The sequence below is a fragment of the Streptomyces sp. CNP082 genome, from assembly GCF_059570535.1.
The window spans coordinates 78,443-102,988 of the sequence record NZ_JCANSZ010000005.1 but is presented as its reverse complement, the minus strand read 5'-3'; the positions used below and the strand labels follow the sequence as shown (position 1 = coordinate 102,988).

The 24,546-nt window shown below is 70.0% G+C and carries 22 protein-coding genes; 13 read left to right on the top strand and 9 right to left on the bottom strand.

The genetic code is table 11. From position 1 onward, the window contains the following. Positions 1–50 precede the first annotated feature (50 nt). A complete protein-coding gene (gene map / locus B124_RS06160; protein ID WP_496501638.1) occupies positions 51–911 on the top strand; it encodes a type I methionyl aminopeptidase in 861 nt (286 codons plus the stop codon). Positions 912–1,380: 469 nt separating this feature from the next. Here the strand turns inward: map and B124_RS06155 are convergent, their stop codons facing one another. The 4 genes from B124_RS06155 to B124_RS06140 all read right to left on the bottom strand — a co-directional run bounded on the left by B124_RS06155 (position 1,381) and on the right by B124_RS06140 (position 5,433). Then, positions 1,381–2,505 carry a methyltransferase domain-containing protein gene (locus B124_RS06155; RefSeq protein WP_496501637.1) on the bottom strand — a complete coding sequence of 375 codons (1,125 nt, stop codon included), beginning with the start codon at positions 2,503–2,505 and terminating at the stop codon, positions 1,381–1,383. Further along, positions 2,502–3,254: an MvdC/MvdD family ATP grasp protein gene (locus B124_RS06150; protein ID WP_496501636.1), complete on the bottom strand. Its 753-nt coding sequence runs from the start codon at positions 3,252–3,254 to the stop codon at positions 2,502–2,504. The genes B124_RS06155 and B124_RS06150 overlap by 4 nt, the downstream gene beginning before the upstream one ends. 481 nt (positions 3,255–3,735) lie before the next feature. Beyond that, positions 3,736–4,134 (bottom strand): recombinase family protein, encoded by a 399-nt coding sequence (locus B124_RS06145; protein WP_496501635.1) that lies wholly within the window; start codon positions 4,132–4,134, stop codon positions 3,736–3,738. A gap of 90 nt (positions 4,135–4,224) precedes the next feature. Then, complete coding sequence (locus B124_RS06140) at positions 4,225–5,433, bottom strand: helix-turn-helix domain-containing protein (RefSeq protein WP_496501634.1); 1,209 nt, start codon at positions 5,431–5,433, stop codon at positions 4,225–4,227. Between the two features lie 322 nt (positions 5,434–5,755). Between B124_RS06140 and B124_RS06135 the strand changes: the two genes are divergently transcribed. Further along, positions 5,756–6,748: an aldo/keto reductase gene (locus B124_RS06135; RefSeq protein WP_496501633.1), complete on the top strand. Its 993-nt coding sequence runs from the start codon at positions 5,756–5,758 to the stop codon at positions 6,746–6,748. 165 nt (positions 6,749–6,913) lie between these two features. Here B124_RS06135 and B124_RS06130 read toward each other — a convergent pair whose 3' ends face one another. Then, positions 6,914–7,942, bottom strand: a complete 1,029-nt coding sequence (locus B124_RS06130) for a LacI family DNA-binding transcriptional regulator (RefSeq protein WP_496501632.1) — start codon at positions 7,940–7,942, stop codon at positions 6,914–6,916. A 162-nt stretch (positions 7,943–8,104) separates the two neighbouring features. Between B124_RS06130 and B124_RS06125 the strand changes: the two genes are divergently transcribed. From B124_RS06125 to B124_RS06105, 5 genes are all read left to right on the top strand, one after another. Continuing rightward, a complete protein-coding gene (locus B124_RS06125) occupies positions 8,105–9,532 on the top strand; it encodes an extracellular solute-binding protein (RefSeq protein ID WP_496501631.1) in 1,428 nt (475 codons plus the stop codon). A gap of 41 nt (positions 9,533–9,573) precedes the next feature. Then, positions 9,574–10,509 (top strand): carbohydrate ABC transporter permease, encoded by a 936-nt coding sequence (locus B124_RS06120; protein ID WP_496501630.1) that lies wholly within the window; start codon positions 9,574–9,576, stop codon positions 10,507–10,509. Positions 10,510–10,512: 3 nt separating this feature from the next. Next, entirely contained in the window at positions 10,513–11,400 is an 888-nt protein-coding gene (locus B124_RS06115) for a carbohydrate ABC transporter permease (RefSeq protein WP_496501629.1), read from the top strand. Positions 11,401–11,458: 58 nt separating this feature from the next. Further along, positions 11,459–13,003, top strand: coding sequence for an arabinosylfuranosidase ArfA (gene arfA, locus B124_RS06110; protein WP_496501628.1), 1,545 nt, complete (start codon positions 11,459–11,461; stop codon positions 13,001–13,003). Positions 13,004–13,261: 258 nt separating this feature from the next. After that, a complete protein-coding gene (locus tag B124_RS06105) occupies positions 13,262–14,743 on the top strand; it encodes a sugar transferase (protein WP_496501627.1) in 1,482 nt (493 codons plus the stop codon). A gap of 71 nt (positions 14,744–14,814) precedes the next feature. Here the strand turns inward: B124_RS06105 and B124_RS06100 are convergent, their stop codons facing one another. Beyond that, positions 14,815–15,843 carry a GDP-L-fucose synthase family protein gene (locus B124_RS06100; protein WP_496501626.1) on the bottom strand — a complete coding sequence of 343 codons (1,029 nt, stop codon included), beginning with the start codon at positions 15,841–15,843 and terminating at the stop codon, positions 14,815–14,817. Between the two features lie 47 nt (positions 15,844–15,890). Here B124_RS06100 and gmd point away from each other — a divergent pair, with 47 nt between their 5' ends. The 6 genes from gmd to B124_RS06070 all read left to right on the top strand — a co-directional run bounded on the left by gmd (position 15,891) and on the right by B124_RS06070 (position 21,566). Beyond that, complete coding sequence (gene gmd, locus B124_RS06095) at positions 15,891–16,904, top strand: GDP-mannose 4,6-dehydratase (protein ID WP_496501625.1); 1,014 nt, start codon at positions 15,891–15,893, stop codon at positions 16,902–16,904. A 69-nt stretch (positions 16,905–16,973) separates the two neighbouring features. Continuing rightward, a complete protein-coding gene (locus tag B124_RS06090) occupies positions 16,974–19,097 on the top strand; it encodes a CBM96 family carbohydrate-binding protein (RefSeq protein WP_496501624.1) in 2,124 nt (707 codons plus the stop codon). Between the two features lie 14 nt (positions 19,098–19,111). After that, on the top strand, positions 19,112–19,537 hold the full coding sequence (locus B124_RS06085; RefSeq protein WP_496501623.1) for a hypothetical protein: 426 nt from the start codon (positions 19,112–19,114) through the stop codon (positions 19,535–19,537). 10 nt (positions 19,538–19,547) lie between these two features. Further along, on the top strand, positions 19,548–20,387 hold the full coding sequence (locus tag B124_RS06080) for a glycosyltransferase family 2 protein (RefSeq protein ID WP_496501622.1): 840 nt from the start codon (positions 19,548–19,550) through the stop codon (positions 20,385–20,387). A 121-nt stretch (positions 20,388–20,508) separates the two neighbouring features. Then, complete coding sequence (locus tag B124_RS06075; RefSeq protein WP_496501621.1) at positions 20,509–21,324, top strand: helix-turn-helix domain-containing protein; 816 nt, start codon at positions 20,509–20,511, stop codon at positions 21,322–21,324. After that, complete coding sequence (locus tag B124_RS06070; RefSeq protein WP_496501620.1) at positions 21,321–21,566, top strand: DUF397 domain-containing protein; 246 nt, start codon at positions 21,321–21,323, stop codon at positions 21,564–21,566. Before B124_RS06075 ends, B124_RS06070 begins: the two co-directional genes overlap by 4 nt. A 272-nt stretch (positions 21,567–21,838) precedes the next feature. Here the strand turns inward: B124_RS06070 and B124_RS06065 are convergent, their stop codons facing one another. The 3 genes from B124_RS06065 to B124_RS06055 form a co-directional block, all read right to left on the bottom strand. Continuing rightward, the gene (locus B124_RS06065) at positions 21,839–22,972 is read right to left on the bottom strand and encodes a hypothetical protein (RefSeq protein ID WP_496501619.1); all 1,134 of its coding nucleotides are present in this window, start codon (positions 22,970–22,972) and stop codon (positions 21,839–21,841) included. Positions 22,973–23,128: 156 nt separating this feature from the next. Beyond that, positions 23,129–23,533 carry a hypothetical protein gene (locus tag B124_RS06060; protein WP_496501618.1) on the bottom strand — a complete coding sequence of 135 codons (405 nt, stop codon included), beginning with the start codon at positions 23,531–23,533 and terminating at the stop codon, positions 23,129–23,131. Between the two features lie 8 nt (positions 23,534–23,541). Continuing rightward, positions 23,542–24,396 (bottom strand): Hint domain-containing protein, encoded by an 855-nt coding sequence (locus B124_RS06055; protein WP_496501788.1) that lies wholly within the window; start codon positions 24,394–24,396, stop codon positions 23,542–23,544. Between the last annotated feature and the right edge of the window lie 150 nt (positions 24,397–24,546).

The following is a 24,546-nucleotide window of genomic DNA, read 5'->3' as shown; positions in this document are numbered from 1 at the left end:
CGGTCTGCCGCCGCCCATCGTGCCCGATCCCCCGCCGATAGACTCGCACCATGTCTGGCCAGTCTTCGCTGCTCGCGCCCGGAAAGCTCTCCCCGCCCCGCGCCGTTCCCACCGCCATCCCCCGCCCCGAGTACGTCGGGAAGAAGGGCCCCGCGCCCTACACCGGCCCCGAGGTCCAGGACGCGGAGACCGTCGAGCGGATGCGGATCGCCGGCCGGATCGCCGCCCGCGCGATGGCCGCCGCGGCGGAGCACATCGCGCCCGGGGTGACGACGGACGAGCTGGACCGGGTGGTGCACGAGTACCTGTGCGACCACGGCGCGTACCCCTCCACCCTCGGCTACCGCGGCTTTCCCAAGTCGCTGTGCACGTCGGTCAACGAGGTGATCTGCCACGGCATTCCGGACTCCACCGTGCTGCACGACGGCGACATCGTGAACCTGGACGTGACCGCGTTCATCGGCGGCGTGCACGGCGACAACAACGCGACGTACCTCGTCGGCGACGTCGACGAGACCTCGCGGCTGCTGGTCGAGCGCACCCGCGAGTCGCTGAACCGCGCGATCAAGGCGGTCCGGCCGGGCCGGCAGGTCAACGTCATCGGCCGGGTCATCGAGTCGTACGCCAAGCGCTTCGACTACGGCGTGGTCCGCGACTTCACCGGCCACGGCGTCAACACCGCCTTCCACTCCGGCCTGATCATCCCGCACTACGACGACCCGCGCGCCACCACCGTGATGCGGCCCGGGATGACGTTCACGATCGAGCCGATGCTGACCCTCGGGACGCACGAGTACGACATGTGGGACGACGGCTGGACGGTGGTGACCAAGGACCGCAGGCGCACGGCGCAGTTCGAGCACACGCTCGTGGTGACGGAGTCGGGCGCCGAGGTGCTGACGCTGCCGTAGCCGGCGGCGGGCGCCTGGTACTGCCCCGCCCGCCGAAGGATTCGAGACGGCAGGCGGGGCCTTCCCCGACCGGCGCCGAGCGCCTTCAGCCGGCCGGGGGGTCCGGCCCCCTGATCGCCGTGTCCACACGGCCGGGGGCGGGAGATCAGTGGCCGGGATGCCGGCGGATGAGCACGTTGGCGTCGCTGACAGCCGACAGATCACCCGCCGCGCGGGCGACGGTCCGCCCGGCGGCCAACTCCGCGCACCGGGCGCAGCCGGGAACCGGGGGCTCGTCGGGCAGGGGCCATGGACCGGGCAGGTGCACCGGGCGATCCGGGTAGCGGCACGTGGGATCAGTCACCCGCTGCCCCCAACCAGACGGCGGGGGCGGGCGATGAGAGCGCGCATTGCGTGTCGGTTCCTTTCCACGGGCTGGTGAGGTGAACCCCGGTGACCGTGGCCGCGGTTACCGGGCGGCGGGAGGTGACTAGGAAGGCAGCGTGCAGCACGGGTGCCCCTGGCAGCAGAGTTCGTGTTCTCCGTTGGGGCGGATGGTCAGGCTGTAGGCGTCGGCTGGTGGCTTGCCGGCCCTGGTCCAGTGGGTGAGCAGCGGGAGGCGTTCGCTCCACAGGTCGCGGGGGCCGCCGGTTTCGAGGCGGGCCGTGTGGTGGGGGCCGGGGGTGATGCGGGCCCATGATCCGGATCGCGGGTGTACGAAGCCGTGCAGTTGTCGGCCCTCGGCGTCGGTGAGGGTGAGTTCGACGGCGTCGGGGTGGACGAGTGAGCCGAGGAATTGCGGCATGTCAGCGGTCAGGTCGACGGGCAGCTCGATAACGCGGGCGGCGCCTACAGCGGTGACCAGCCGGCCTGCGTAGCTGGATGCCAGGGGCGTGGTCGTGTCCGGGGTGGGGCGGGCGGTCATGAAGGCGGCGAGAGTGGGCAGAAAGCGGCCGGAAGCACCGTGGTCCGCGTCGATGCTCAGGGAGGCGAGGCCGTTGCCGATGTTGGCGACGATGGTTCCTCCGGGGCGGACCTGCTGGCGCCATGCCGCGGGGATGCGGCCAATGCCGCAGGTGGCGATCAGGGCGCCGTAGGGGGCGTGTTCGGGACAGCCGAGGGTGCCGTCGCCGGTGGTGAGGGTGGGCGCGTAGCCGAGGGCGGCTAGGCGGTCGCGGGCGGCGGTGACGAGAAGCGGGTCTACGTCAAGGGAGACGATCCGGTCGGGGCCGTAGTGGTGCGTGAGAAGCGCGGCATTGTAGCCGGTGCCGGTGCCCACTTCGAGGATGCGGCCACCGTCGAGAGGGCGGAGCGCTTCGAGCATCAGCGCCATCATGTGCGGGCGGGTGGATGAACTGGTCGCGATGCCGTGGGCGTTGTGCTGGGTGAGTAGCGAGTCGTCGCCGTAGACCGCTTCGAGGTACCCGGGTTCGCCGGCGCGATGGGCGGTACGTGCGCCGTCCGCGGCGCGCACGGTGAACTCGGGGACGAACACCTCCCGGGGAACGGTGGCGAATGCCTGGTGCCAGCCTGGGGAGGTGAGAGCGCCGGCGGCGGTGAGGGTGTCGGCCATGCGTCGGCGTAGCTGCTCGGCTGGCGCGGTGGAGGTGCTCATGTGCGGGGTCCTTGGAGGAGATCAGCGAGGGCGGCGGCGATGGGGTCGCGTAGTTCGGGGATGAATCCGAACTGCCCATTGGGGTTGACGTCGGTGAGGTACCAGCGGCCGTCGTCGCGGCTCACGAGGAAATCGCAGGCGGCGTAGTGCAGGCCGAGGGCGGCGCACAGGGCGCGTATGCCGTCCGCGATGGGGGCGGGAACCGGGCAGGGCTTGTAGGTGAGGTTGTCGTAGTCGGTACGGAAGTCGATGCGGGCGGCGTCGCTGCCAGCGTGGATCTCGGCGGCGTGCATGCTGCCGGCGACGGCGGTCAGCCGGACCTCGTACGCCTTGGGGATCCACTGCTGGAACTGGTGCGCGGTCAGCGCGACGGTGTCGTCGATCTCCCGCGCACGTACCTGGGTGGTCCACAGAACGAAGGGTGTGCCGTCGCGGCGGAGCGGCCCGCCGGCGCCCAGGGCCTTGTAGGCGGCGGTCTGCTCGGGCAGGGCAGCGACGAAAGCGCGCGCTCGTACGGGGTCGTTGGTGACCAGGGTCTGCGGGACGGTCAGGCCGCAGCGGGCGGCGGTGGCCAAGGCGACGGGAGGAAGGGAGGCGTAGGCGTTGCGGTGGGGATGATTGGCCCACAGGCAGTCGAGGGAAGTGAGCACTCCGCCGAGGCCGGCGCGTGCCTCGGCATGTGCCCAGGCAGCGTCGTCGGCGGATACGGTGGGGGCGATGTGGTGGGCCGAGGGGCGGCGGTAGTACACCGCGTGTACGGGCGGTCGACAGGTTCGGGATAGGGGAACACGGGCGGGGCGAGAGTGCCCGGACCGGTGAGTTGGGTTTCTTCTGCCATGGTGTCGTTCATCTCCCTTTGTTGTAGGGGCATGTTTACGATGACCGGCCGCGAAGGGTGGCTCGCCGAGCCGACGCCACGCAGGGCGGTGCGACCCGCCACCTCGCGGCTTGGCACGGAAACCCGGCGTCGATGCGACCGGGCGGGGCCGCCTGCCTCGCCGTCACTGGTATCGGGGTGGTCAGGAGCACCTTCGCTGCGGGCGACGCCGTCTTCGGGCTGAGCTGCGTTCACGCCTTTCCCCTTCCTTGGTCCGGGCGGGCAGCCACGCCAGTCCGGCGCCTCGCCGAGGCTCGCCAGCGCGGGCCGCTGGTTGAACGGCTCGGGCCGCCGCTGCCGCCGCTGGTCGACCGGGGGCAGCCGGGGCGGCGGGGTGGGCCGCCCGTCGGGGCTCACGGCCGCCCCCGCAGCGGCAGCGGCGCGGTGACCGTGATGCGGCCGTAGGCGAGTTCGCGGTCGTCTTCCCCGCCGGTGGTGACGCAGTGGCCTCCGGCCTGGCGGACAGCCAGGCGCAGGATCGCGCTGGCCTCCCGGTCGCGGCTGATCCGGTCCCATGAGTCGACCAGGCACACGGCGCGGGCGGCGGCCTGCCGCATGGCGTACGTAAGCGCATCCCACTGCGGTCGCGGCCAGTTCGACAGCGCGTCGTCCCCGCGGTCCACCCATACCCCGGCGATCACCCAACCGCGCTCGTCCGCGTACTGCCGGCACCGCTCTCTGCGCTCGTCGAGAACAGCGCCGGACAGCGTGGCGTGCCGGTCGTAGACAAACGCCAACGTCGGGGTGCACATGGTCGACTCCAAGCGGCTCGGGGCTCGGCAGTCACAGGGTTCCGACTCTGCGTAGCGGTGGTGTTACCGGTTCTGGGAACAGTCGCCGGGCTACATGCCCACCCACGCAGCAAGCGACGTCAGCCCCTCTGATGCACGCCGTTGCCGCCGCACGAGAGCACCGATCGTCTCCCGCATCAGTGGGTGGTAGCGGGCCTGCTGCGGGGCGACTTCGCGGGCCGTCTGCAGCGCCTTCTGCGCGGCCTCCGCGCGGCCCATCTGGGTGTACGCGCGGGCCATCTCGATGTAGTAGCGGCCTACCCGCATCCTCGGGTGTCCGGCTGGGAAATGCAGCGTGCGGGCACGCTGGACCGCAGGGCCGAGCTGCCCCAACTCGACGAGCGTGGCCACCTCGAAGTGACCGACGCTCGCAGCCCCGAACGACGACCAGTACACCCTCGGAACCTCATGACCGATCTTCTCAGCGGCGTCCCGCGCCGACTCCATGTGCTCCTCGACTCCGTCCCCGTCCTTCGCCTGAGCGGCAGCGATGGCCCCGGCCAGGTGCAGGCTGCCTGTAACGGCCAGCGGCTCCAGTGAGCCGGGGTTGTCGTGCGCCTGGACGAGGCTGTGCCCGCGGTCGAGCACCTGCAAGGAGCGGCGGTTGTCGCCACGGCGCAGCAGCATGCTGGACCGCTTGGACAGCCGCATGGCGAGCAGCAGCGGGTCCTGCGCCTGCTCTGCCATCCAGCCCATACGCTCCAGCGCGATGGTGGCGAGCTGGTGGTAGCCGAGGCGATAGGCGAACTCGTAGCTGACCCAATAGCACCAGGCCAACGCAGCCGCGGCACTGCGCTGTTCACCACTGCCGTCCCGCAGAGACGCCATGGTCGTGGTGAGTTCGGCCAACAGACCCGGCAACTGGGCACCAACGCCCTTGTACTCCGTGGCGTAGGTGCTGCCGCACAGCCTCTTTACGTCAACGTCGATCTGCGCCAAGGGGCGCGGGCGGACCTCGGGATCGGGTCCCAGGTCATAGACGTCGAGCGCGTCCGCGAGGGGCGCGACGAGCTGTTCGAGGTGGTCCTGCTGTAGCTGCGAGACATAAGGCTGGCCGGTGAGCGCGGCGATGTCGACTTGCAGCGGGCGGGCGACGGCGGCGACAACGGCAGGCGTGGCCGGGGACAGACCGGCCTCGACTCGGGCGAGGTAGGCGCGGGACAGGTGAGCCTGTTGTGCCAGGGCTAGCTGTGTCATGTGGCGCAGCTTGCGGTAGTCCGCGATCCGCGCTCCGATGTGGTCGTCGGCGGGGTGGGGCATGCTGGCTCCAGTTCAGACCTCGACACTCAAGACCGTACCCCCGGCTGGCCCGGGAGTGCCGCGCGAACGCCCCCATCACCGGAGGCGGTTCGCGTGAACGTAGGGTGTCGAAGCTCGCAACAACCCCGCTGACAGACTGGGGTAAATCACCCGCTAGAGCCGACTTTCGCCCACTCACACGCACGCGGCAGGGAGCTCGCCGGTCTCCTCGGCCGGGCCTCCCCGCAGCCCGCCTCCCCGCGGTCGGCCCCCCGCGGCCGGGCCCCGCAGCCCGACCCCCGCGGCCGGCCCGCCCCTTGCCCTAGAGCGCACTTGAGGGTGCATGGTTCCGCCCATGGACAAGCGCACTCTGGGACGTACGGACATCGAGGTCAGCGCACTCGGCTTCGGCTGCTGGGCGATCGGCGGCCCGTGGCAGGACGCCGACGGCAACCCGCTGGGCTGGGGCACGGTCGACGACGCGGAGTCGGTACGGGCCGTCCACCGCGCCCTCGACGGCGGCGTCACGTTCTTCGACACCGCCGACGTCTACGGCACCGGCCACAGCGAGACCGTGCTCGGCCGCGCGCTCGCGGGCCGGCGCGACGACGTCGTCATCGCCACCAAGTGGGGCAACACCTTCGACGCCGACCGCCGGACGCTGCTGGCCCCCGACCTGTCGCCCGGGTACGCGCGCCGGGCCCTGACCGCCTCGCTGCGCCGGCTGGGCACCGACCGCGTCGACCTGTTCCAACTGCACATCGGGGACGCCGAGCCCACGGTGGCGGCGGAACTGCGCGAGGCGTGCGAGGAGTTCGTCCGCGAGGGCCTGATCCGCGCGTACGCCTGGAGCACCGACGACCCCGCGCGCGCCGCGGTCTTCGCCGAGGGCCCGCACTGCGCGGCGGTGCAGCACCGGCTCAACGTGCTGGAGGACGCCCCGGAGATGCTGGCGCTGTGCGCGGAGCGCGGCCTCGCCAGCGTCAACCGCAGCCCGCTGGCGATGGGGCTGCTCTCCGGCGCGTACGACACGGGCTCGCGGGTCGCCGGCGGCGACATCCGGGCGACGCCGCCCGCGTGGCTCACCTACTTCGACGCGGACGGGCGGGTGGCGCCGGGGTGGCTGCCGCGGCTTGAGGCGATCCGCGCCGTCCTGACCTCGGGCGGGCGCACCGTCGCGCAGGGCGCGCTGGCGTGGATCTGGGCCCGCAGCCCGCACACGGTGCCGATCCCGGGGTTCCGCACGGTGGCGCAGGCGGCCCAGAACGCGGACGCCCTCGCCGCGGGGCCGCTCGACGCCGCGCAACTGGCGGAGATCGACGCCCTGCTGGCGTAGCACGCGTGCGGCGGGGGGCCGCCTGCGCCCGCCCGGCGAGAGCCCCGGGCAAGAGCGCTGCGGCCCCCGCGCCCGCCCGCTCGGCAAGGGCCCCGCCAACCCCGCAACCACCCACCCCGCGAAAGCGCCGCGAACCCCGCTATCGCCCACCCAGCGAGGACTCCGCTACCGCCCGCCCGGCGAGAGCGTGGTCGACTCCCGGGGCACCAGCTCGTACCCCGCCAGCAGCGTCGTCGGCGGCGCCTCCGCCGGGCCCTCTATCCGGGTCAGCAGCGCCTTCACCGCCAGTCTGGCCAGCTCCTGCTTGTCCGGCGCCACGCTGGTCAGCGACGGCACCATGTACCGCGCCTCCTGGATGTCGTCGAAGCCGACCACCGCCAGGCCCGCCGGGACCGCCAGGCCCGCGTCGTGCGCGACGCGCAGTGCGCCCGACGCCATCAGGTCGGTGAAGCAGAACACCGCGTCCGGCGGCTGCGGCAGGGCGAGCAGCTCCCGCATCGCCGCCGCGCCCGCCGCACGCGTGTACGCGCCCACGGCCGGCGCCAGCGCCGGGTCGTACGTGAGCCCCGCCCCGGCCAGCGCCTCGCGGTGGCCCTGCATGCGCTGCTGGGCGGTGGCGGTCGTGCGCTCGGCGTGCTGCCAGCCGATGACGCCGATACGGCGGCGGCCGAGGCCGATCAGGTGCCGGGTGGCGTCGCGGGCGGCGGCGACGTTGTCGATGAGCACGTGGTCGGCGGGGACTTCGTAGTCCCGCTCGCCCAGCAGCACGAGCGGGACGCGGCGTTCGCGGGCGGCCAGCGCCGTCTGGTCCAGGCCGAGAGGGCTGAGGAGCACGCCGTCGATGAGCGGGTCGCTCAGCCCGCAGGCGATGCGCAGCTCCTCGGCCGGGTCGCCGCCGGTGACCTCGATGAGGACGGTCTGCCCGCGCTCCTTGGCGGCGGCGATGACGCTGGTGGCCAGCTCCGCGAAGTAGGGCGCGACGAGTTCGGGGACGGCCAGCGCGATGACGCCGCTGCGGCCGGTGCGCAGATGGCGGGCGGAGGCGTGCGGGCGGTAGCCGAGTTCGTCGATGGCGCGCAGGACGCGCTCGCGCGTCGGCTCGGCGACGCGCGCGGCACCGCGGACGACGTTCGAGACGGTCTTGATCGAGACACCGGCGCGCTCGGCGACGTCCTTGAGGCGGGCCCCGGCCACGGCTTCCTCCCGATTTCTCCGCGGTTCCCCCGCGGTTCCGGCTGCGCACACCCTACGCCTTGCTGCGCAGGCTGTTGACGTGGGGCGCACAGCGCTATACAACGTTGCACCAAGAACATTTTACAACGTTGTATTAGTTCGCCGCGGAAAGGGACATCCGCCATGCTCCGACGCCTCAACTCCCCCGGCCGCGCAGCCCCCGACCCCGCCACACCCTCCCGCCGCGCTGCATCTGCCCCCTCCCGCCGCGCTGCGCCTGCCCCCTCCCGCCGCGCCCTGCTGCGCGGCTCCGCGGGCCTCGCCGCCGGCGCCGCCGCCACCGCGGCGCTCAGCGGCTGCGGCTCGACCATCGCCCAGGGCTTCACCGGCGGCGAACCCCCCGCGGACCGGCTGAACTTCTGGAACCCGTTCACCGGCGGCGACGGCGAGCGCATGGTCGCCATGCAGGAGGAGTACGAGAAGACCCACCCCGACAACACCCTGCGGGCCACCACCTTCGTCTGGGGCAACCCGTACTACACCAAGCTCAGCCTCTCCACCGTCGGCGACCGCCCCCCGCACGTCGCCATCGCCCACCTGTCGAAGCTCCCGGTGCTCGCCCAGGCCGGGCTCCTCACCGAACTGCCCGCCGACGCCCTCGCCAAGCAGGGCATGACGCCGGAGAAGTTCGACGCCAAGCCCTGGCGCAAGTCCCACGTCGACGAACGCCTCTACGGCATCCCCCTCGACACCCACCCCTTCGCCCTGTACTTCCGCACCGACATCGCCGAGAAGGCCGGCCTGCTCGACGGCGGCGAACTGGTCGGCATCGACGGCCCCGACGAGTTCGCCGACGCGCTGCGCGCGGCGAAGGAGGTCACCGGCGTCTGGGGCGGCTCCATCGCCTCGGTCAAGGACACGGCCACCCAGTTCCGCCTCTTCCTGTCCCTCTACACGCAGCTCGGCGGCCGGCCGCTGGTCGCCGACGCCGGCGCCACCGTGACGGTCGACCTCGACGCCGCCGAGGAGGCGCTCGCGTATATCCAGCGCCTCGGCAAGGAGAAGCTGATCCCCACCGGCGCGAACGGGCAGGCCGCCATCACCCTGCTCACCAACGGCGAGGCCGGGTTCCTGATGGACGGCGTCTGGCAGATCATCGCCGTCCTGGACGCGGGGGTGAAGTTCGACATGCGGCCGCTGCCGCGGATCTTCTCCGACGCCCCGTACGCCTGCCACGCCGACAGCCACGCCCTGGTGCTGCCCCGGCCGCCGAAGCTGGACGACGCACGCCTCGACCTGTCGCTGGAGTTTGCCGCCTCCCTGCTGGACTCCAGCAAGCTGTGGGCCGAGGGCGGCCACGTCCCCGCGTGGCTGCCGACGCAGCGCTCGGCCGCGTACCGGGAGCTGACCCCCCAGTCCCACTACACCGCCGCCGCCGAGGGCGCCGTGTACGACCCCGTCGCCTGGTACGGCGGCGCGGGCAGCAACCTGCAGAACGACGTGGGCGACGCGGTCACCGCCGCGCTCACCGGCCGGTCGAACCCGCGGGCCACCGCGGAACGGGTCCGCAACGCCCTGCGCACGCTCGCGGACGTCGAGTCCCCCATCTGAACCCCGCCGCCGACACATCCCCGCAACCGAAAGGCATCCCCGTGGCGAGTACAGCCGGAACCGGCGCCCTCACTCCCGACCGCCAAGGCGCCGCAGGCGCCGTCCGCGGGCGGCTCGCGGGCCCCGCCCTGATCGCGCCGTTCGCGCTCTTCTACGTCATCTTCCTGGTCGGCCCGCTGATCTACACCTTCGTCGCGGGCTTCTTCAACGGCAGCCTGCTGCGCGACGGCTTCGGCAGCTGGGTCGGCCTCACCAACTACGCGGACGTGCTGGGCGACTCCGAGTTCTGGCGCACGCTCAAGCACACCCTGTGGTTCACCGTCCTCACCACCATCCCGCTGGTGCTGCTGGCGCTGGTGCTCGCGATCCTCGCCGACCGGTTCGTACGCGGCCGGTGGTTCTTCCGCTTCGCGTTCTTCGCGCCGTACGTCATCCCGTCCGCGTCCGTCTCGCTGATCTTCATGTGGGGCGTGCTCGCCGACCAGACCGGCCTCGCCCAGGACTGGCTGAAGACGCTCGGCGTCGACACCCCGCCGTCCTGGCTGGGCGACCCCAACTGGGCGATGTGGTCGATGGCCGGCGTCACCGTCTGGTGGACCGTCGGCTTCAACTTCGTGCTCTACCTCGCCGGTCTGCAGGAGATCCCCCGGGACGTGCACGAGGCCGCCGCGATCGACGGCGCCGGCCCCTGGCAGCGGATCAGGCACGTGGTCATCCCCATGCTGGGGCGGACGACGACGCTCGTCACCGTGCTCCAGATCGTCGCCTCGCTGAAGGTCTTCGACCAGATCTACATGATGACCGCCGGCGGCCCCGACGGCTCCACCCGGCCGACGCTGCAGTACATCGTCGACACCGGCTTCACCGACGGCCGCACCGGCTACGCCTCGGTCGTCTCCCTCTTCCTCTTCCTCGTCATCCTGCTGATCTCCCTGGTCTGGTTCTTCCTCGTCCGCCGGGCAGAGAAGGAGAGCTGAGCCATGGCCGCTACTACGCAAACCACCGTGCCCGCCGCCGCGGACCCCGCCCCGGCGCCCCGGCGCGGCTACGACGCCGAGAAGCTCTTCAACCGCGTCGCCCTCGGCGTCCTCATCGCCTTCGCCCTGCTGTGGCTGGTGCCGTTGCTGTTCGCGACGGCGATATCCCTCCGGCCGGCGGACGAGATAGCCGTCGACCCCACGTCCTGGTTCTCCTCCAACCCCACCTTCGCGGCGTACACAGACCTCTTCGACAAGGGCAAGCTGCCCTACTGGTACGCCAACAGCTTCATCGTCTCGCTGCTGACCACGGTGCTCACCGTCGTCACCGCCTCCCTCGCCGCCTTCGGGCTCTCCCAGGTGCGTTTCCGCTTCCGCCGCGGGGTGTTCCTGCTGCTGCTCGCCGGGATCATGATCCCGATGCAGGTGCTGATGATCCCGCAGTTCCTGGCGCTGCAGGAGGTGGGCCTGCTCAACACGTACTGGGGCGTGGTGCTGCCGCAGGTGCCGAACGTGGTGGCCGTCTTCGTCTTCAAGCAGTTCTTCGACGGCATCCCCCGAGAGCTGATCGAGGCCGCGCGCGCCGACGGCGCCGGCTGGCTGCGCACGTACTGGCAGATCGTGATGCCCGTGGCCCGGCCCGCCGTGTCGGCCGTGACGATCTTCGTCTTCGTGCAGGTGTGGAACAACTTCCTGTGGCCGCTGCTGGTGGTCACCGACCCGGAGATGATGACGCTGCCGGTCGGGCTCAACTCCGTACAGGACGCCTTCGGCATCCCGTACGCGCAGCTCATGGCCTCCGCCGTGCTGGGCGCCATCCCGCTGCTCGCCGTCTTCGCGCTCTTCCAGCGCCGCATCGTCGAGGGCATCGCCGGCACGGGCCTGAAGTAGCCCCGCCGCGCCCCCATATCCCGTACCCCCCGTCAACACCCCCGGAGAAAGGCACCGCATGCCGCACACCGCCAGGTTCACCGTCGACCCCGAGTTCGTCATCGGCGAGGTGGACCCGCGCCTGTACGGAACGTTCGTCGAGCACATGGGCCGCTGCGTCTACACCGGGATCTACGAGCCCGGCCACCCCACCGCCGACGCCGCCGGCTTCCGCGGCGACGTCGCCGCGCTGGTCCGGGAGCTGGGCACCGGCCTCGTCCGCTACCCCGGCGGCAACTTCGTCTCCGGCTACCACTGGGAGGACGGCGTCGGCCCCGTGGCCGAGCGGCCCCGCCGGCTCGACCTCGCCTGGCGGTCGGTGGAGACCAACGAGGTCGGCACGAACGAGTTCCTGACCTGGGCCAAGGGGCTGGGTCTGGAGCCGATGATGGCCGTCAACCTCGGCACCCGCGGCATCGACGCCGCCCGCGCGCTCGTCGAGTACGTCAACCACCCCGGCGGCACCGCCTGGTCCGACCTGCGGATCCGGCACGGCGTCGCCGAGCCGCACGGCGTGCGGCTGTGGTGCCTGGGCAACGAGATGGACGGCCCGTGGCAGACCGGGCACAAGCCGGCGCGCGAGTACGGCCGGCTGGCGGCCGAGGCCGGCAAGGCCATGCACCAGGTCGACCCGTCGATCGAACTCGTCGCCTGCGGCAGCTCCAACGCCGGGATGCCGGCCTTCGGCACCTGGGAGCGCGAAGTGCTGGAGGAGACCTACGACGAGGTCGACTACCTGTCCCTGCACGCCTACTACGAGGAACTGGACGGCGACCGGGCGAGCTTCCTCGCCTCGGGCGCGCACATGGACCAGCACATCTCCGACGTGGTGTCCACCGCGGACCACGTACGTGCCGTACGGCGGGCGGACAAGCGGATCCGGCTCTCCTTCGACGAGTGGAACGTCTGGTACGCCGCCCGCTTCCCCGGCGAACGGAACCTGGCCACCGCCGAGACGCCCCGGCTGATCGAGGACACGTACTCCGTGACCGACGCGGCCGTCGTTGGCTCCCTGCTCATCACCCTGCTCCGGCACGCCGACCGGGTCGCCGTGGCGTGCCTGGCGCAGCTCGTCAACGTCATCGCGCCGATCCGCAGCGAGCCCCGGGGGCCGGCCTGGCGGCAGACCATCTTCCACCCCTTCGCGCAGGCCGCACAGTTCGCGCGCGGCACGGTGCTGCGCACCGAGGCCGACCGTACAGGCACGCGCGTCGAGACGCCGCGCCACGGCGACGTCACCGCGCTCGACCACGTGGTGACGTACGACGAGGAGAGCGGCGACCTGACGATCCTGGCCGTCAACCGGGCCCAGGACGAGCCGCTGCGGCTGACCGTCGCGCTGCGCGGCTTCGGCGGGGGCGGGGACGGTTCGGGCACGTACACGGTGATCGAACATCTGGTCCTCGCCGACGACGATCCCGACGCGGCGAACACCGAGGAACAGCCGGGGCGCGTACTGCCGCGATCCGTCTCCACCACCCGGATCAGTGCAGACGGCGAGCTTGAAGCCGAACTGCCGTGCGTATCCTGGAACGTGCTCCGCCTGCGGAAACGGGGTGCCTGACCGGGATCCACGGGCAATCGAAACTGCCGCAAAACTCCGTACATCCCTCGGCGCCTCTCAGGAGTCGTACGTCGTAAGTCGCACGGCGTGAGCCGCACGGCGCCGACCTGGTGTGAAGCTCGCTACATTTAGGCCCTTTTTGTAGGAAGCCTGGGCTTTCTACGTAAATCTGGCCTAAAGTTCCGGGAGCGAAAGGTGCGCGTCGGCCGGGGGAGGGTCGCGTACGCCTTCATCAGTCGCGATGTGCCAGGGGGGAACATGCGGCGTATCGGAGTTGCCGATACCGGGATCGTGACGGCGGAGCCGAGACGCGGGACCCGCGTCCGCTCCGCCGCGGCAAAGCCGGCGTGGTATCTGCCGGCCGTCCTCGTCACCGACGCGGCGGGGATCGCGGTCCCCGTCGTGCTCGTCTTCGTCACCACCCGGCAGCCCTACCCGGGGCTCTGCGCCGCGCTGGCCGCCGGTGGCTGGCTCGCCGTACGGGCCGCGCGGCGCCGCTACTCCGCGCGGCAACTCGGCGAGTCGGGCGCGGTGGTGCCGCTGCTGCAGGACTGGCTCCTGCTCCTCGGCGTGCTCGCCGTCGTCCGCGCGTTCACCGCCGACAGCGCCGCGGAACCGCAGCCGGCGCTGCTCGCGCTGCTGCCGGCGTTCGCGCTGAGCGTCGTCACCGCCAAGCTGCTCCACCACCACCTCGTCGCCTCCCGCCGGGAGGGCCAGGCGGTACGGCGCGTGCTGGTGGTCGCAGAACCGGCCACCGCCGACCACGTCGTCGGCCGGCTGGCCGCGCGCACCGATCACGAGTACGTGGTCGTCGGCGTCGTCCCGGTCGGCGAGGGTCCGCTGTCCTGCGGCGCCCCCGAGGCCGCCCGGCTCGGCCCGGTCCCCGCGGACCGGGCGGGCTGGGACACCCAGGCGGTCCTGGCCGCGGCCCGGGAGCACGGCGCGGAACTGGTCCTCGCCGCCCCCGGCCCGCTGCTGCCGGCGGCCCGGCTGCGCCAGTTGGCATGGGCCCTGCACGACGCCGGGCTGCCGCTGGCCGTGCTGCCGGGCATAGCCGAGGTCGCCGAGCGGCGGCTGCGGCTGTCGGTGGTGGCGGGCCTGACGCTGCTGCACATCGCGCCGCCGCTGCGCCGCGGCGCGCAGGCGACGCTGAAGGCGGCGAGCGACCGCGTCGCCGCGGCCCTCGGCATCGCGCTGCTGTCACCGGTGTTCGCGGTGATCGCGGCGGCGGTGAAACTCACCTCGCCGGGGCCGGTGTTCCACCGGCAGACCCGGCTCGGCCGGGGCGGCGCGCCGTTCACCATGTGGAAGTTCCGCAGCATGGTCGAGGACGCGGAGCAGCAGAAGGCCGCCCTGTCCGTCGTCAACGAACACGACGGCAGCCCGATCTTCAAGATCCGCCGCGACCCCCGGGTCACCCGCGTCGGCGAGGTGCTGCGCCGCAGCTCACTGGACGAGCTGCCGCAGTTGTTCAACGTGCTGCGCGGGGAGATGTCCCTCGTGGGCCCGCGCCCGCCGCTGCCGGAGGAGGTCGCCCGCTACAACGACACCGAGCTGCGCCGGCTGGCGGTGAAGCCGGGGATGACGGGGCTGTGGCAGGTGAGCGGACGCTCGGACCTGACCTGGGACGAGACGGTCGCGCTCGACCTGCACTATGTGGAGAACTGGTCGTTCGCCCACGACATGGACGTGATGGCCCGCACCCTGCGCGCGGTCGTCGACGGCCGGGGGGCGTATTGAGATACGGAACCGCACGCGCGGGGCGCCGGGCCGGCCATTCGGGGTCGGCCGGCGCCGCGGTGTCATGCGTATCAGGCGCCGGCCCGCGTCGTACGCCACCACTCCTCATACACCGCCGCGATGCCGTCCTTCAGCCCGATCTGCGGGCGCCAGCCCAGCTCCGTGATGCGCGAGACGTCCAGCAGCTTGCGCGGCGTGCCGTCCGGGCGGCTCGCGTCGAACGCGATACGGCCCGGGTAGCCGACGACGTCCCGTACGGTCTCCGCCAGTTCGCGGATCGTCAGGTCCTCGCCGCAGCCGACGTTCACCGGCGCGTCGTCGTCGTACCCGCGCAGCAGCGCGAGGCACGCCGCCGCCAGGTCGTCCACGTGCAGGAACTCCCGGCGCGGCGTCCCCGTACCCCAGAGCACGACCTCCTCCGCACCCGCCTGGCGCGCCTCGTGGAAGCGGCGGATGAGGGCCGGCAGGACGTGGCTCGTCTCCAGGTCGAAGTTGTCGCCGGGACCGTAGAGGTTCGTCGGCATCGCCGAGATGTACGCCGCGCCGTACTGCCTGCGGTACGCCTGCACCTGCTCGATGCCGGCGATCTTCGCCAGCGCGTACGCCTGGTTCGTCGGCTCCAGCGGCCCGGTCAGCAGCGAGTCCTCGCGGATCGGCTGATCGGCGAGCTTGGGGTAGATGCACGAGGAGCCGAGGAACAGCAGCCGGGCGACGTCCGCGGCGTGACTGCCCGCGATGACGCTCAACTGGATGCGCAGGTTGTCCTCCAGGAACTGCACCGGGAAGCGGCTGTTGGCCATGATGCCGCCGACCTTGGCCGCCGCCAGCACCACCGCGTCGGGCCGGACGGCCGCCAGCCAGGCCGCCGTCCGCTCGGCGTCGCGCAGGTCCAGCTCGGCGCGGGTGCGGGTGAGCACGTCGTAGCCCTCGGCGGTCAGCCGGCGGGCGACGGCGGAGCCGACAAGACCCCGGTGGCCCGCGACGAAGACGCGCGCGCCGGGCGACAAGAGCACGCGGGCGGCGGGCAGGAGACCGTCAGAGCCGGCGGGCGGGAGACCGTCAGCGCCGACGGGCGGGGACAGTTCGTTCGATGGCGTCATAAGTACGAATTCTGCCATCCGGCGGAATGATCAGGGGGAAGGATCCCATGGGCAAGACGGCCCTCATCACCGGCGTCACCGGCCAGGACGGCTCGTACCTGGCCGAACTGCTGCTCGCCAAGGGCTACACGGTGCACGGTCTCGTGCGGCGCTCGTCGTCGTTCAACACCGAGCGCATCGACCACATCTACGAGGAGCCGCAGGAGCCCGGCCGCAGGCTGGTGCTGCACCACGCGGACCTCAGCGACGGCGTCGCGCTGGTGAACCTGCTGCGCGACCTGGCGCCCGACGAGGTCTACAACCTCGGCGCCCAGTCGCACGTCCGGGTCTCCTTCGACGCCCCCCTGTACACCGCCGACGTCACCGGCCTCGGCTCCATGCGGCTGCTGGAGGCGGTCCGCGCCGCCGGCATCGACACCCGGCTCTACCAGGCGTCGTCGTCGGAGATGTTCGGCTCCGCCCCGCCCCCGCAGAACGAGCGGACCCCCTTCCACCCGCGCAGCCCGTACGGCTGCGCCAAGGTCTTCGGCTACTGGTCGACGGTGAACTACCGGGAGGCGTACGGCCTCTTCGCGGTCAACGGCATCCTCTTCAACCACGAGTCGCCCCGCCGCGGCGAGACCTTCGTCACCCGGAAGATCACCCGCGCCGTGGCGCGGATCAAGGCGGGCCTGCAGGACCGCCTCTACATGGGCAACCTCGATGCGATACGCGACTGGGGCTACGCCCCGGAGTACGTCGAGGCGATGTGGCTGATGCTCCAGCGCGACGAGCCGGACGACTACGTGGTCGCCACCGGCGAGGCCGGCAGCGTCCGCCAGTTCCTGGACGCCGCGTTCACCACCGCGGGGCTCGACTGGACGGAGTACGTCCGCTTCGACCCCAAGTACGAGCGGCCCAGCGAGGTCGACGCGCTCATCGGGGACGCCTCGAAGGCAGGCGACCTGCTCGGCTGGAAGCCGCAGGTCAGGTGGCCTGAGCTGGCCCGGATCATGGTGGAGGCGGACATCGGGGCGCTGGACGCCGAACTGGCCGGTACCACCGTCAGGATCGACAGGTAAAGACGGATATTCTCTCCCCTGACTCGCGAAGGGCGCGGGGCCGCAGGGGACGACGGCCCAGGGGGGCACATGCACAAGCACAGAAGGACGCGGAAGTGGGGGGCGCTCGGCGCCGCCCTGGCGGTGACGAGTGGGACGCTCGTGACGGTCGGCATCACCTACTCCTCGCCGGCGGCGGAGGCGGTGACGCCGCCGGTGGCGATGACCGCGGACGACCTGGCGACCTGGCAGACCAACGGCGTGGTGTGGGCCATGGCCGAGTCCAACGGCGTGGTCTTCGCCGGCGGTACGTTCTCCGCCATCCGCCCGCCCGGCGCGGCGGCCGGCACCAGCGAGACGAAGGTGGCGAACTTCGCCGCGTTCAACGCCGCGACCGGTGAGCCCACGGACTGCAAGCTGAACTTCACCATCGGCTCCGGCACCGCGACCGTACGCGCGCTGACCGTCTCCCCCGACGGCAAGACGCTCTACGCGGGCGGCGAGTTCGGCTCCGTCAACGGCGTCTCGCGCAGCCGCGTCGCAGCCGTCGACATCGCCTCGTGCACAGTGAAGACCGGCTTCAACGCCGGCGCGGTCTCCGCCCGGGTATACGGGCTCGACGCCGCGGCGAGCGGCCGGCTGTACCTGGCCGGCGACTTCAAGACCGTCCGCGGCCAGAGCCGGGTGAAGTTCGCCGCCGTCAACGCGAGCACCGGCGCGCTGAACTCCTGGAAGGCCAACGCGGGCCCGGACCGGGCCGGCCGGGTCATCGAGGAGACCCCGAACGGGCAGCACGTGGTGGTCGGCGGCGACTTCAACGGGCTCAACGGGGACAGCACCGTGCACGGCCTGGGCGTCGTCCGCGCCGACACGGGCGCGACCGTACGGGCCTTCAAGGGCGTCAGCAACAACCAGAACAACCCGTACGAGCTGCACTGGAACTCCCTCGTCAAGGGCATCCACATCGACGAGTCCGGCATCTACACCGCGCACGAGGGCCACGGCGGCGGCGTCTTCGACGGCCGGCTGGCGATGAACCTCAACAGCACCTTCACCCAGCGCTGGCGCGACACCTGCCTGGGCGCCACCCAGGACGTCACCGTCTACGAGGGCGTGCTCTACAGCGTCTCGCACGCGCACAACTGCAGCAGCATGGGCCAGTTCCCGGAGCTCAACGAGCGGCAGCACATGCTCGCCGAGTCCGTCGACAGCCCCAAGCCGCTGCTGTCCTGGTTCCCCGACACCGACGACGGCCCGTCCGGCACCGAGCAGATCGGTCCGCGCGTGATGGTCACCTCGTCCAGCGGCGGCAAGGACTACATGTGGGTCGGCGGCGAGTTCACCCGCATCCAGTCCAACGGCAACAAGCTCCAGCAGGGCCTGGTCCGCTTCGCCAACACCCCGGACTCCCGCAAGCCCGTCGCCGGCGCCACCGGCGTGACCGCGGCGAACGTCGACAGCGGCGTCCGGCTGCGCTGGAAGGCCGGCTGGGACCGCGACGACAGCAAGCTGACGTACACGATCTACCGCAACGGCGCGGCGCTGGCGACCAAGCCGACGCTGGACTCCACCTTCTGGACGCTGCCGCAGGGCTCCTTCACCGACACCTCGGTCAAGCCGGGCACGACGTACAGCTACCAGATCACCGCCAGCGACGCCGCCGGCAACACCACCGCCAAGTCCGCGGCGGTGTCGGTGACCACGCCGGGCACGCCGACGGAGACCACCATCGAGCGCACCGCGACCGCGGACTCCTACGTCAACGGCTCGGCGACGAGCACCAACTACGGCACGCACAACCAGCTCCTGGTCAGGGAGACCTCCCCGTACCTCAGCTACCTGCGGTTCTCCCTGCCCGAGGCGCCGAGCGGCATGACGCTGAAGTCCGCGAAGCTGACGCTGCGCACCACCACCGACGCCAGCGCCGGCACCCCGGACACCATCAGCGTCCAGCCCGTGACGGGCAGTTGGACGGAGTCGGCGGTAACGTACGCGAACCGCCCGGCGCTGTCGTCGACCGCGCTCGGCACGTTCACCGGCGCCACCGAGCTGGACACCGACAACACCGCGTCCCTGTCCGCCGCCCAGCTCGCCGGCTCGCTGGGCGACACCCTGGACGTGGCGCTGACCAGCGACGGCACGGACGCCTGGTGGGTGCGGGCACGCGAGACCTCGTACGCGCCGAAGCTCACGCTGACGTTCGGAGCGGCCTGATGGGGCCCCGTACGGTGAGCAGAACGCTCGCGACGGCCGCCGCCGTCCTGGCCCTGACCCTGACCGCCTGCAGCGGAGGCGACGACGGGGACGACGACGCAGCCGCCAAGCCCCCGGCGTCGCAGCAGGAGAAGACCCCGAAGGACCCCGGTCCGGAGGCCGATGAGAAGGCCGACGACACCGAGAAGGTGCCGGAGGAGGACCTGGAGCCGGCGGAGGGCGAGTTCTCCGAGAAGGAGAAGACGTACCTGAAGGAACGGGTGCCCGAAGGCGTGGACCCGGCGGCCGTCCTGGAGGCGGGCGAGGAAGCCTGCGCCAAGATCGAGAGCGCGGCGGCGACGAACGACGAACTGGCGCAGGAGGCCATCCGCTCCGGCGACATCGCCAACGCCGAGGACGCGGTCCGCACCCTGTGCCCCGAGTACGAAGACCTGCTGTAGGAGCCCGGCTTTGAAGAGACTGCCCATTGTCGTCGCGATACCGACCAAGAACGAGGCCGAGAACATCGCGACGACGGTGCGGTCCGTCATCGACCACTTCGAGGCCGTGGTGGTGGTCGACTCGGACAGCACTGACGACACCCGCGCCCTCGCGGCGGACGAGGGCGCCGAGATCGTCCCGTACACCTGGGACGGCAAGTACCCGAAGAAGAAGCAGTGGTGCCTGGACCACATCCACCCCGAGCTGGACTGGATGCTGTTCATCGACGGCGACGAAACCCCGAGCGCGGAACTGATCGCCGAACTGCACCGCATCTTCGACCCGGCGGCCGGCAACACGGTCCGGGTGGCACCGGCCGCGTTCGACATCCCCCTGGGCTACTGGTTCGCGGGCAAGCGCCTGCGCCACGGCTACACCATCGTCAAACGCGCCCTGATGGACCGCACCCGCGTCCGCTTCCCGGAGCTGGGAGACCTGGACGCACCGGGCATGGGCGAGCAGGAGGGCCACTACCAGCCGCTGGCCGACGGAAGGGTGGTGCGGTTGAGTGCGACGATCGAGCACGAGGACCTGGACCCGGTGCACACGTGGTTCGAGCGGCACAACCGCTACTCGGACTGGGAGGCGTGGCTGGAACACCACCCGGAGGTCCGCGAGGAAATCCGCCAGGCGAAGACCCGCCAGGGCCAGCTCTTCCACCGCGCCCCGCTGAAGCCGCTGGTGTCGTTCGCGTACGCCTACGTGTACAAGCGCGGCTTCCTCGACGGGCGGGCGGGGCTGGACTACGCGCTGGCGATGAGCTTCTACCGCTGGCAGATCGGCCTCAAGACCCGGGAGAAGAGCGCGTAGTTGCGTTGAACCCTCCTCGTTCGGGGTTCAGGTCTCACAGAGTGACTGCATCTCGCTACTGTGCGTAGGGAGAAGGGGGGGTCTGTGGACCTCCGTGCCCCTCAATGGCGAGGTGAATGCGGTGACGACGCTTGAGAACTCCCAGCCGCCGGTGCAGTGGCGCTACTGCGGTAACCAGACGAAGCGGTGGCGGACGCGCGCGGGGGTGAGCCGCGAGGAACTGGCGGCGGAGGCGGGGTACACCTACGACCACGTGAAGAAGATGGAGCAGGGCATCCGCCGCCCGACGCCGAGGTTGCTGCAGGTGGCGGATGAGATGTGCGATGCGCATGGGCTGCTGGTGGCGGGGCTGGGGTACTTGCAGCCGGAGAAGTTCGCGACGTACTCGCAGGAGTACATGGTGTACGAGGCCGAGGCGCTGGCCTTGAGCTTCTACCAGCCCCACTACATTCCCGGCCTGTTGCAGACGGAGGAGTACGTCCGAGCGGTTCTGTCTGCGTTCGTGCCGCCGCTGGATGCGGAGACGCTCGAAGAGCGAGTCAAGGCCCGGCTGGAGCGGCAAGCGCTGCTGGACCACGAGAGCCGCTCGTTCGGCTTCGTCACTGAAGAAGCAGTACTGCGCCGCCGCTTCGGCAGCGAGGAGGCGCACGAACGGCAGTTGCGCCGCCTGCTGGAGGTCGCGGAGCGACGCAACGTCACCCTGCAGGTGATGCCGTCCGACCGCGGCCTCCACCCGGGTCTCCGGGGCCCGATCGTCATCCTGGAAACACCTCAGCGCGAGCACCTCGCCTACGCTGAAAGCCAGGCAGGTGGGATGCTTTACGCTGATTCGGAGAGGGTCAATCTCGCAATGCGCCGTCGCGACCTGATCGCGGGCGAGGCCCTCTGTACCCGAGACTCCGTGCAGTTCATCACTCGGCTCCTGGAGGAGCGATGAAGAACAAGCTCGACTGGTTCAAGTCCAGCTACAGCAACGACGAGGGCGGCGAGTGCATCGAAGTCGCCGTCGCCTGGCGCAAGTCCACACACAGCGACAACGAAGGCGGCGCCTGCGTCGAGGTGGCCCCCGTCCCCGGCGCCATCCACGTCCGCGACTCCAAGGACCCGGACGGCCCCCACCTCTGCTTCACCCCCGAAGCCTGGTCCACCTTCCTCACCCACACCACCACCCCCACCTGACCCGCACCCCCGGAGGCGGAGCACACGCCCCCACACCGCGCTCCGCCTCCGCCCCAGCACCAGCGCCCAGCCCATTCCCCAGGCGTAGTCATGGTGACGCCTGCACCAAACGCCACACAGAAGGCGGATGTGGGCGCCGGTATCGGGCCAGTGCTTCCTGAAACAGGAGGGTCCCACCTGTCGCACGATTCGGACCTGAATTAACGGGGGTTGGGAGTCCCGTGGGACGCCATCACTGTTTCAGCCTATCCCCACGGCCCAGCGCAGTTGCGTCATAGAGCCTGGATCGACAGCTTGCCGTTGTCCAACACGGAGATGCGGTGTGGAAGCCACCGGCCGTTAGTCGCCTGGCCAACAGCGATAGCGCCGCCGCTGGGGATCTGCGCAATCTGCGGGTCCATCGCGGGCAGAAGCGTTCGCGGCTCCCCTCCCTCCAGAGGGATGGCCGTCAGCGGTCCCACCGGGCCGGTCGTCTGACAGCACGGCGGCAAGGTGGTAGTCAGCAGCCACTCGCCGGCCAGCCCTACAAAGGGCCTACCTGCCTCGGGGAGAGGCACTGGTACCGTGATCGGATCCGAGGTCGGGTCGTCCCGCCGTACAACGTGTGCGATACTCCTGTCCATCTCGTACCAGGTGATGTGTGTCGGGGAAAGCGCCGCTTGGAGCCGGAGTGATTCATCAATGCGGGGGCGAGCGGCGACCTCCGTGAACTCGCCGGTAGCAAGGTTAAGCAGCCCGATGTCGAATGCGTGGCGGAAGCGGATCACCGCGGTCTCGCTGTCGCCGGCCATGATCGGCTGTTCCCCATGGAAGAACTCGATTCCAGGCGGGTCCACCGGAATGTCGGTGACAGTCGTACCGTCGCCCGAGGGTCGCAGCAGGTGGAGACGGGAGACATCCCACACATCGTTTAATTCCGCCGTGATCACAGTGGTACCAAAGTTAGCGAAATAGAATTGCCCGTCTGGAATTGCAACATGGATTGTTTCCCCGGTAGCCATGTCGCGTAGTTCTATCTCACCGTTTCTGATCGGGGGAATCCTGAGCACATCGGTCCCGGCGCCGTAGTACTTGAAATTACCGGCAACTGCGCCGTCATATGCTTCAAGCGTCTGCTCGCTCCCATCGTACCCGCTCCAGGTGAACTGCCCTAGCGAACCATCTGCGTTCGCCCTGCGGTGCAGGTATCCGGAGTCGCCAGCGACATAGAGACTGTCCTGAACGTATTCGACCGGAGTGTCATTGTGGGCAGTAGGGCCGTCCACAGGAGCTGAGGTGAACCTGGCCGCGCTCGTGGCGATCGTACCTGACGTGAGAGCAGCGACGTTTCCACCTGTGAGCATAAGCGCCGCCAGCACAGTTACTACGGTGACGCGACTAAAGGATCTCTGCAGTCTTCCCAACATTAATTCTCCAGGGTGGTTCGACGTAACGACGAACACTACTGCACCCCATCGGCCATACCTGTAGGGCATCAGATTTGCTGGTGCACACATTCAACCAGGAGCTACCCATCGGCCCTGCAGGTAGCCTTCAACTCCTGCCGCCAGACGGGCATCTTCCTATTCCTCTCTGATCCTAAGAACCACGTGGTGGCGTTCCTTAACATCAGATACAAACTCCTCCGACCCATATTCGGGCAGCATCTTGCTCCACCAATTCACGGAGTTTGGCCAGACTACCGGACCATTGGCGAGAATTTTCCGGAAGAGTGAATCAATTCTGCCCGTCTCGCGAGCTAGCCACTCAAATTCACCCAAGCCCCTCAACTCTGCATCCACCAAGGCTGACGCAAGCAAGTCTCGCACAGCCAGGTCGTTAAGATACTCGGACAGGTCGAACCCATAGCCGATCTGGCACTCGTTGACGAACCCCTCCCACATCCTCAGGGCGGCAACCGGAATCGGAGACTGACGCCACCCATGGGCTTGAGCGATCTCCTGGAACCTGTCGTTAAACCTGCTCACTCGACCTCTCACTTGAACTGACTCCAGAAGTAATCCACTGGATTCCCTCTCGGCCTGAAGAACGTTGAGATTGTCCCCGAGGAATTCATGTAGCCGAAGTATCCAGTTTGCGGATCAACGCGGAACATTCCACCACTAGAACTTGGCAGCGAGATCGATCCCTCCGGGCCAGCGCCCGACATGAAGTTTCTCGCGGTTTCACGGTAGTGCTTAAGCCCGCCAGGACCTCTAAACTCGGGCATGTCCGCCGCATCTCCAGCCGTTAGCTTACCCCTCTTCCCCACCTTCACACCCAATACGTGCTTGGCATAGTGCTTCGCCGCCGAGGAACCTGAATTGAAATCAGGCCGCGTTGCACAGTTGCTGTTGTGGACGAGAGCCGGAGTGGCCCCCACCAGCACATAGTACGTATGGATGTCGCGGATGGTGAGGTCGTGGGTGGTCTGGCGCTTGGTGTAGTGGTCAGCGGCCTGGACGGTCAGCGTGTCGCCAGTGGTGGTGCGGATGGTTGTGCCGGGGAGGAGGTCGCCGGCGTCGATCCATTCGCCTGCGTANTCGGCCCAGAAGGGGTGGGTTGTGGTGGCGGTGAGCTTGCTGCTGTGCCCGTTTTTCGTGGTGAGGGTGAGGCGGACGAAATCCTTGTCATCGTGGGTGGTGATGAGTCGTTTGACGGTGCGGGTGGTGGTTTTGCCGGTGTCGGGGTCGGTGACGACGACGCGGTCGCCTTTCTCGACGTCTTCGATCCGCTTGGTTTTTCCGTCGGCGAGGAGGACACGTGTTCCGGGGGTAAAGCTGTGTCGTGTGCAGAGTTTCCCTATCCTCAGCAGCTTGGTTGCACCACGGGTGGCTGCATCCGCGATCACCCACGCACACGCTCCGCCGTCGCCGTCCGTAACGCAGTTCCAGGCATCCCGGATACCGAGGACTCCCAGGACATCAAGGCCAGGGGTGTCGAACGATATCCAACCCAGCTTCTCGGCGGCAAAGCAGAAGCTGTCCTGGTACCTCGGGTC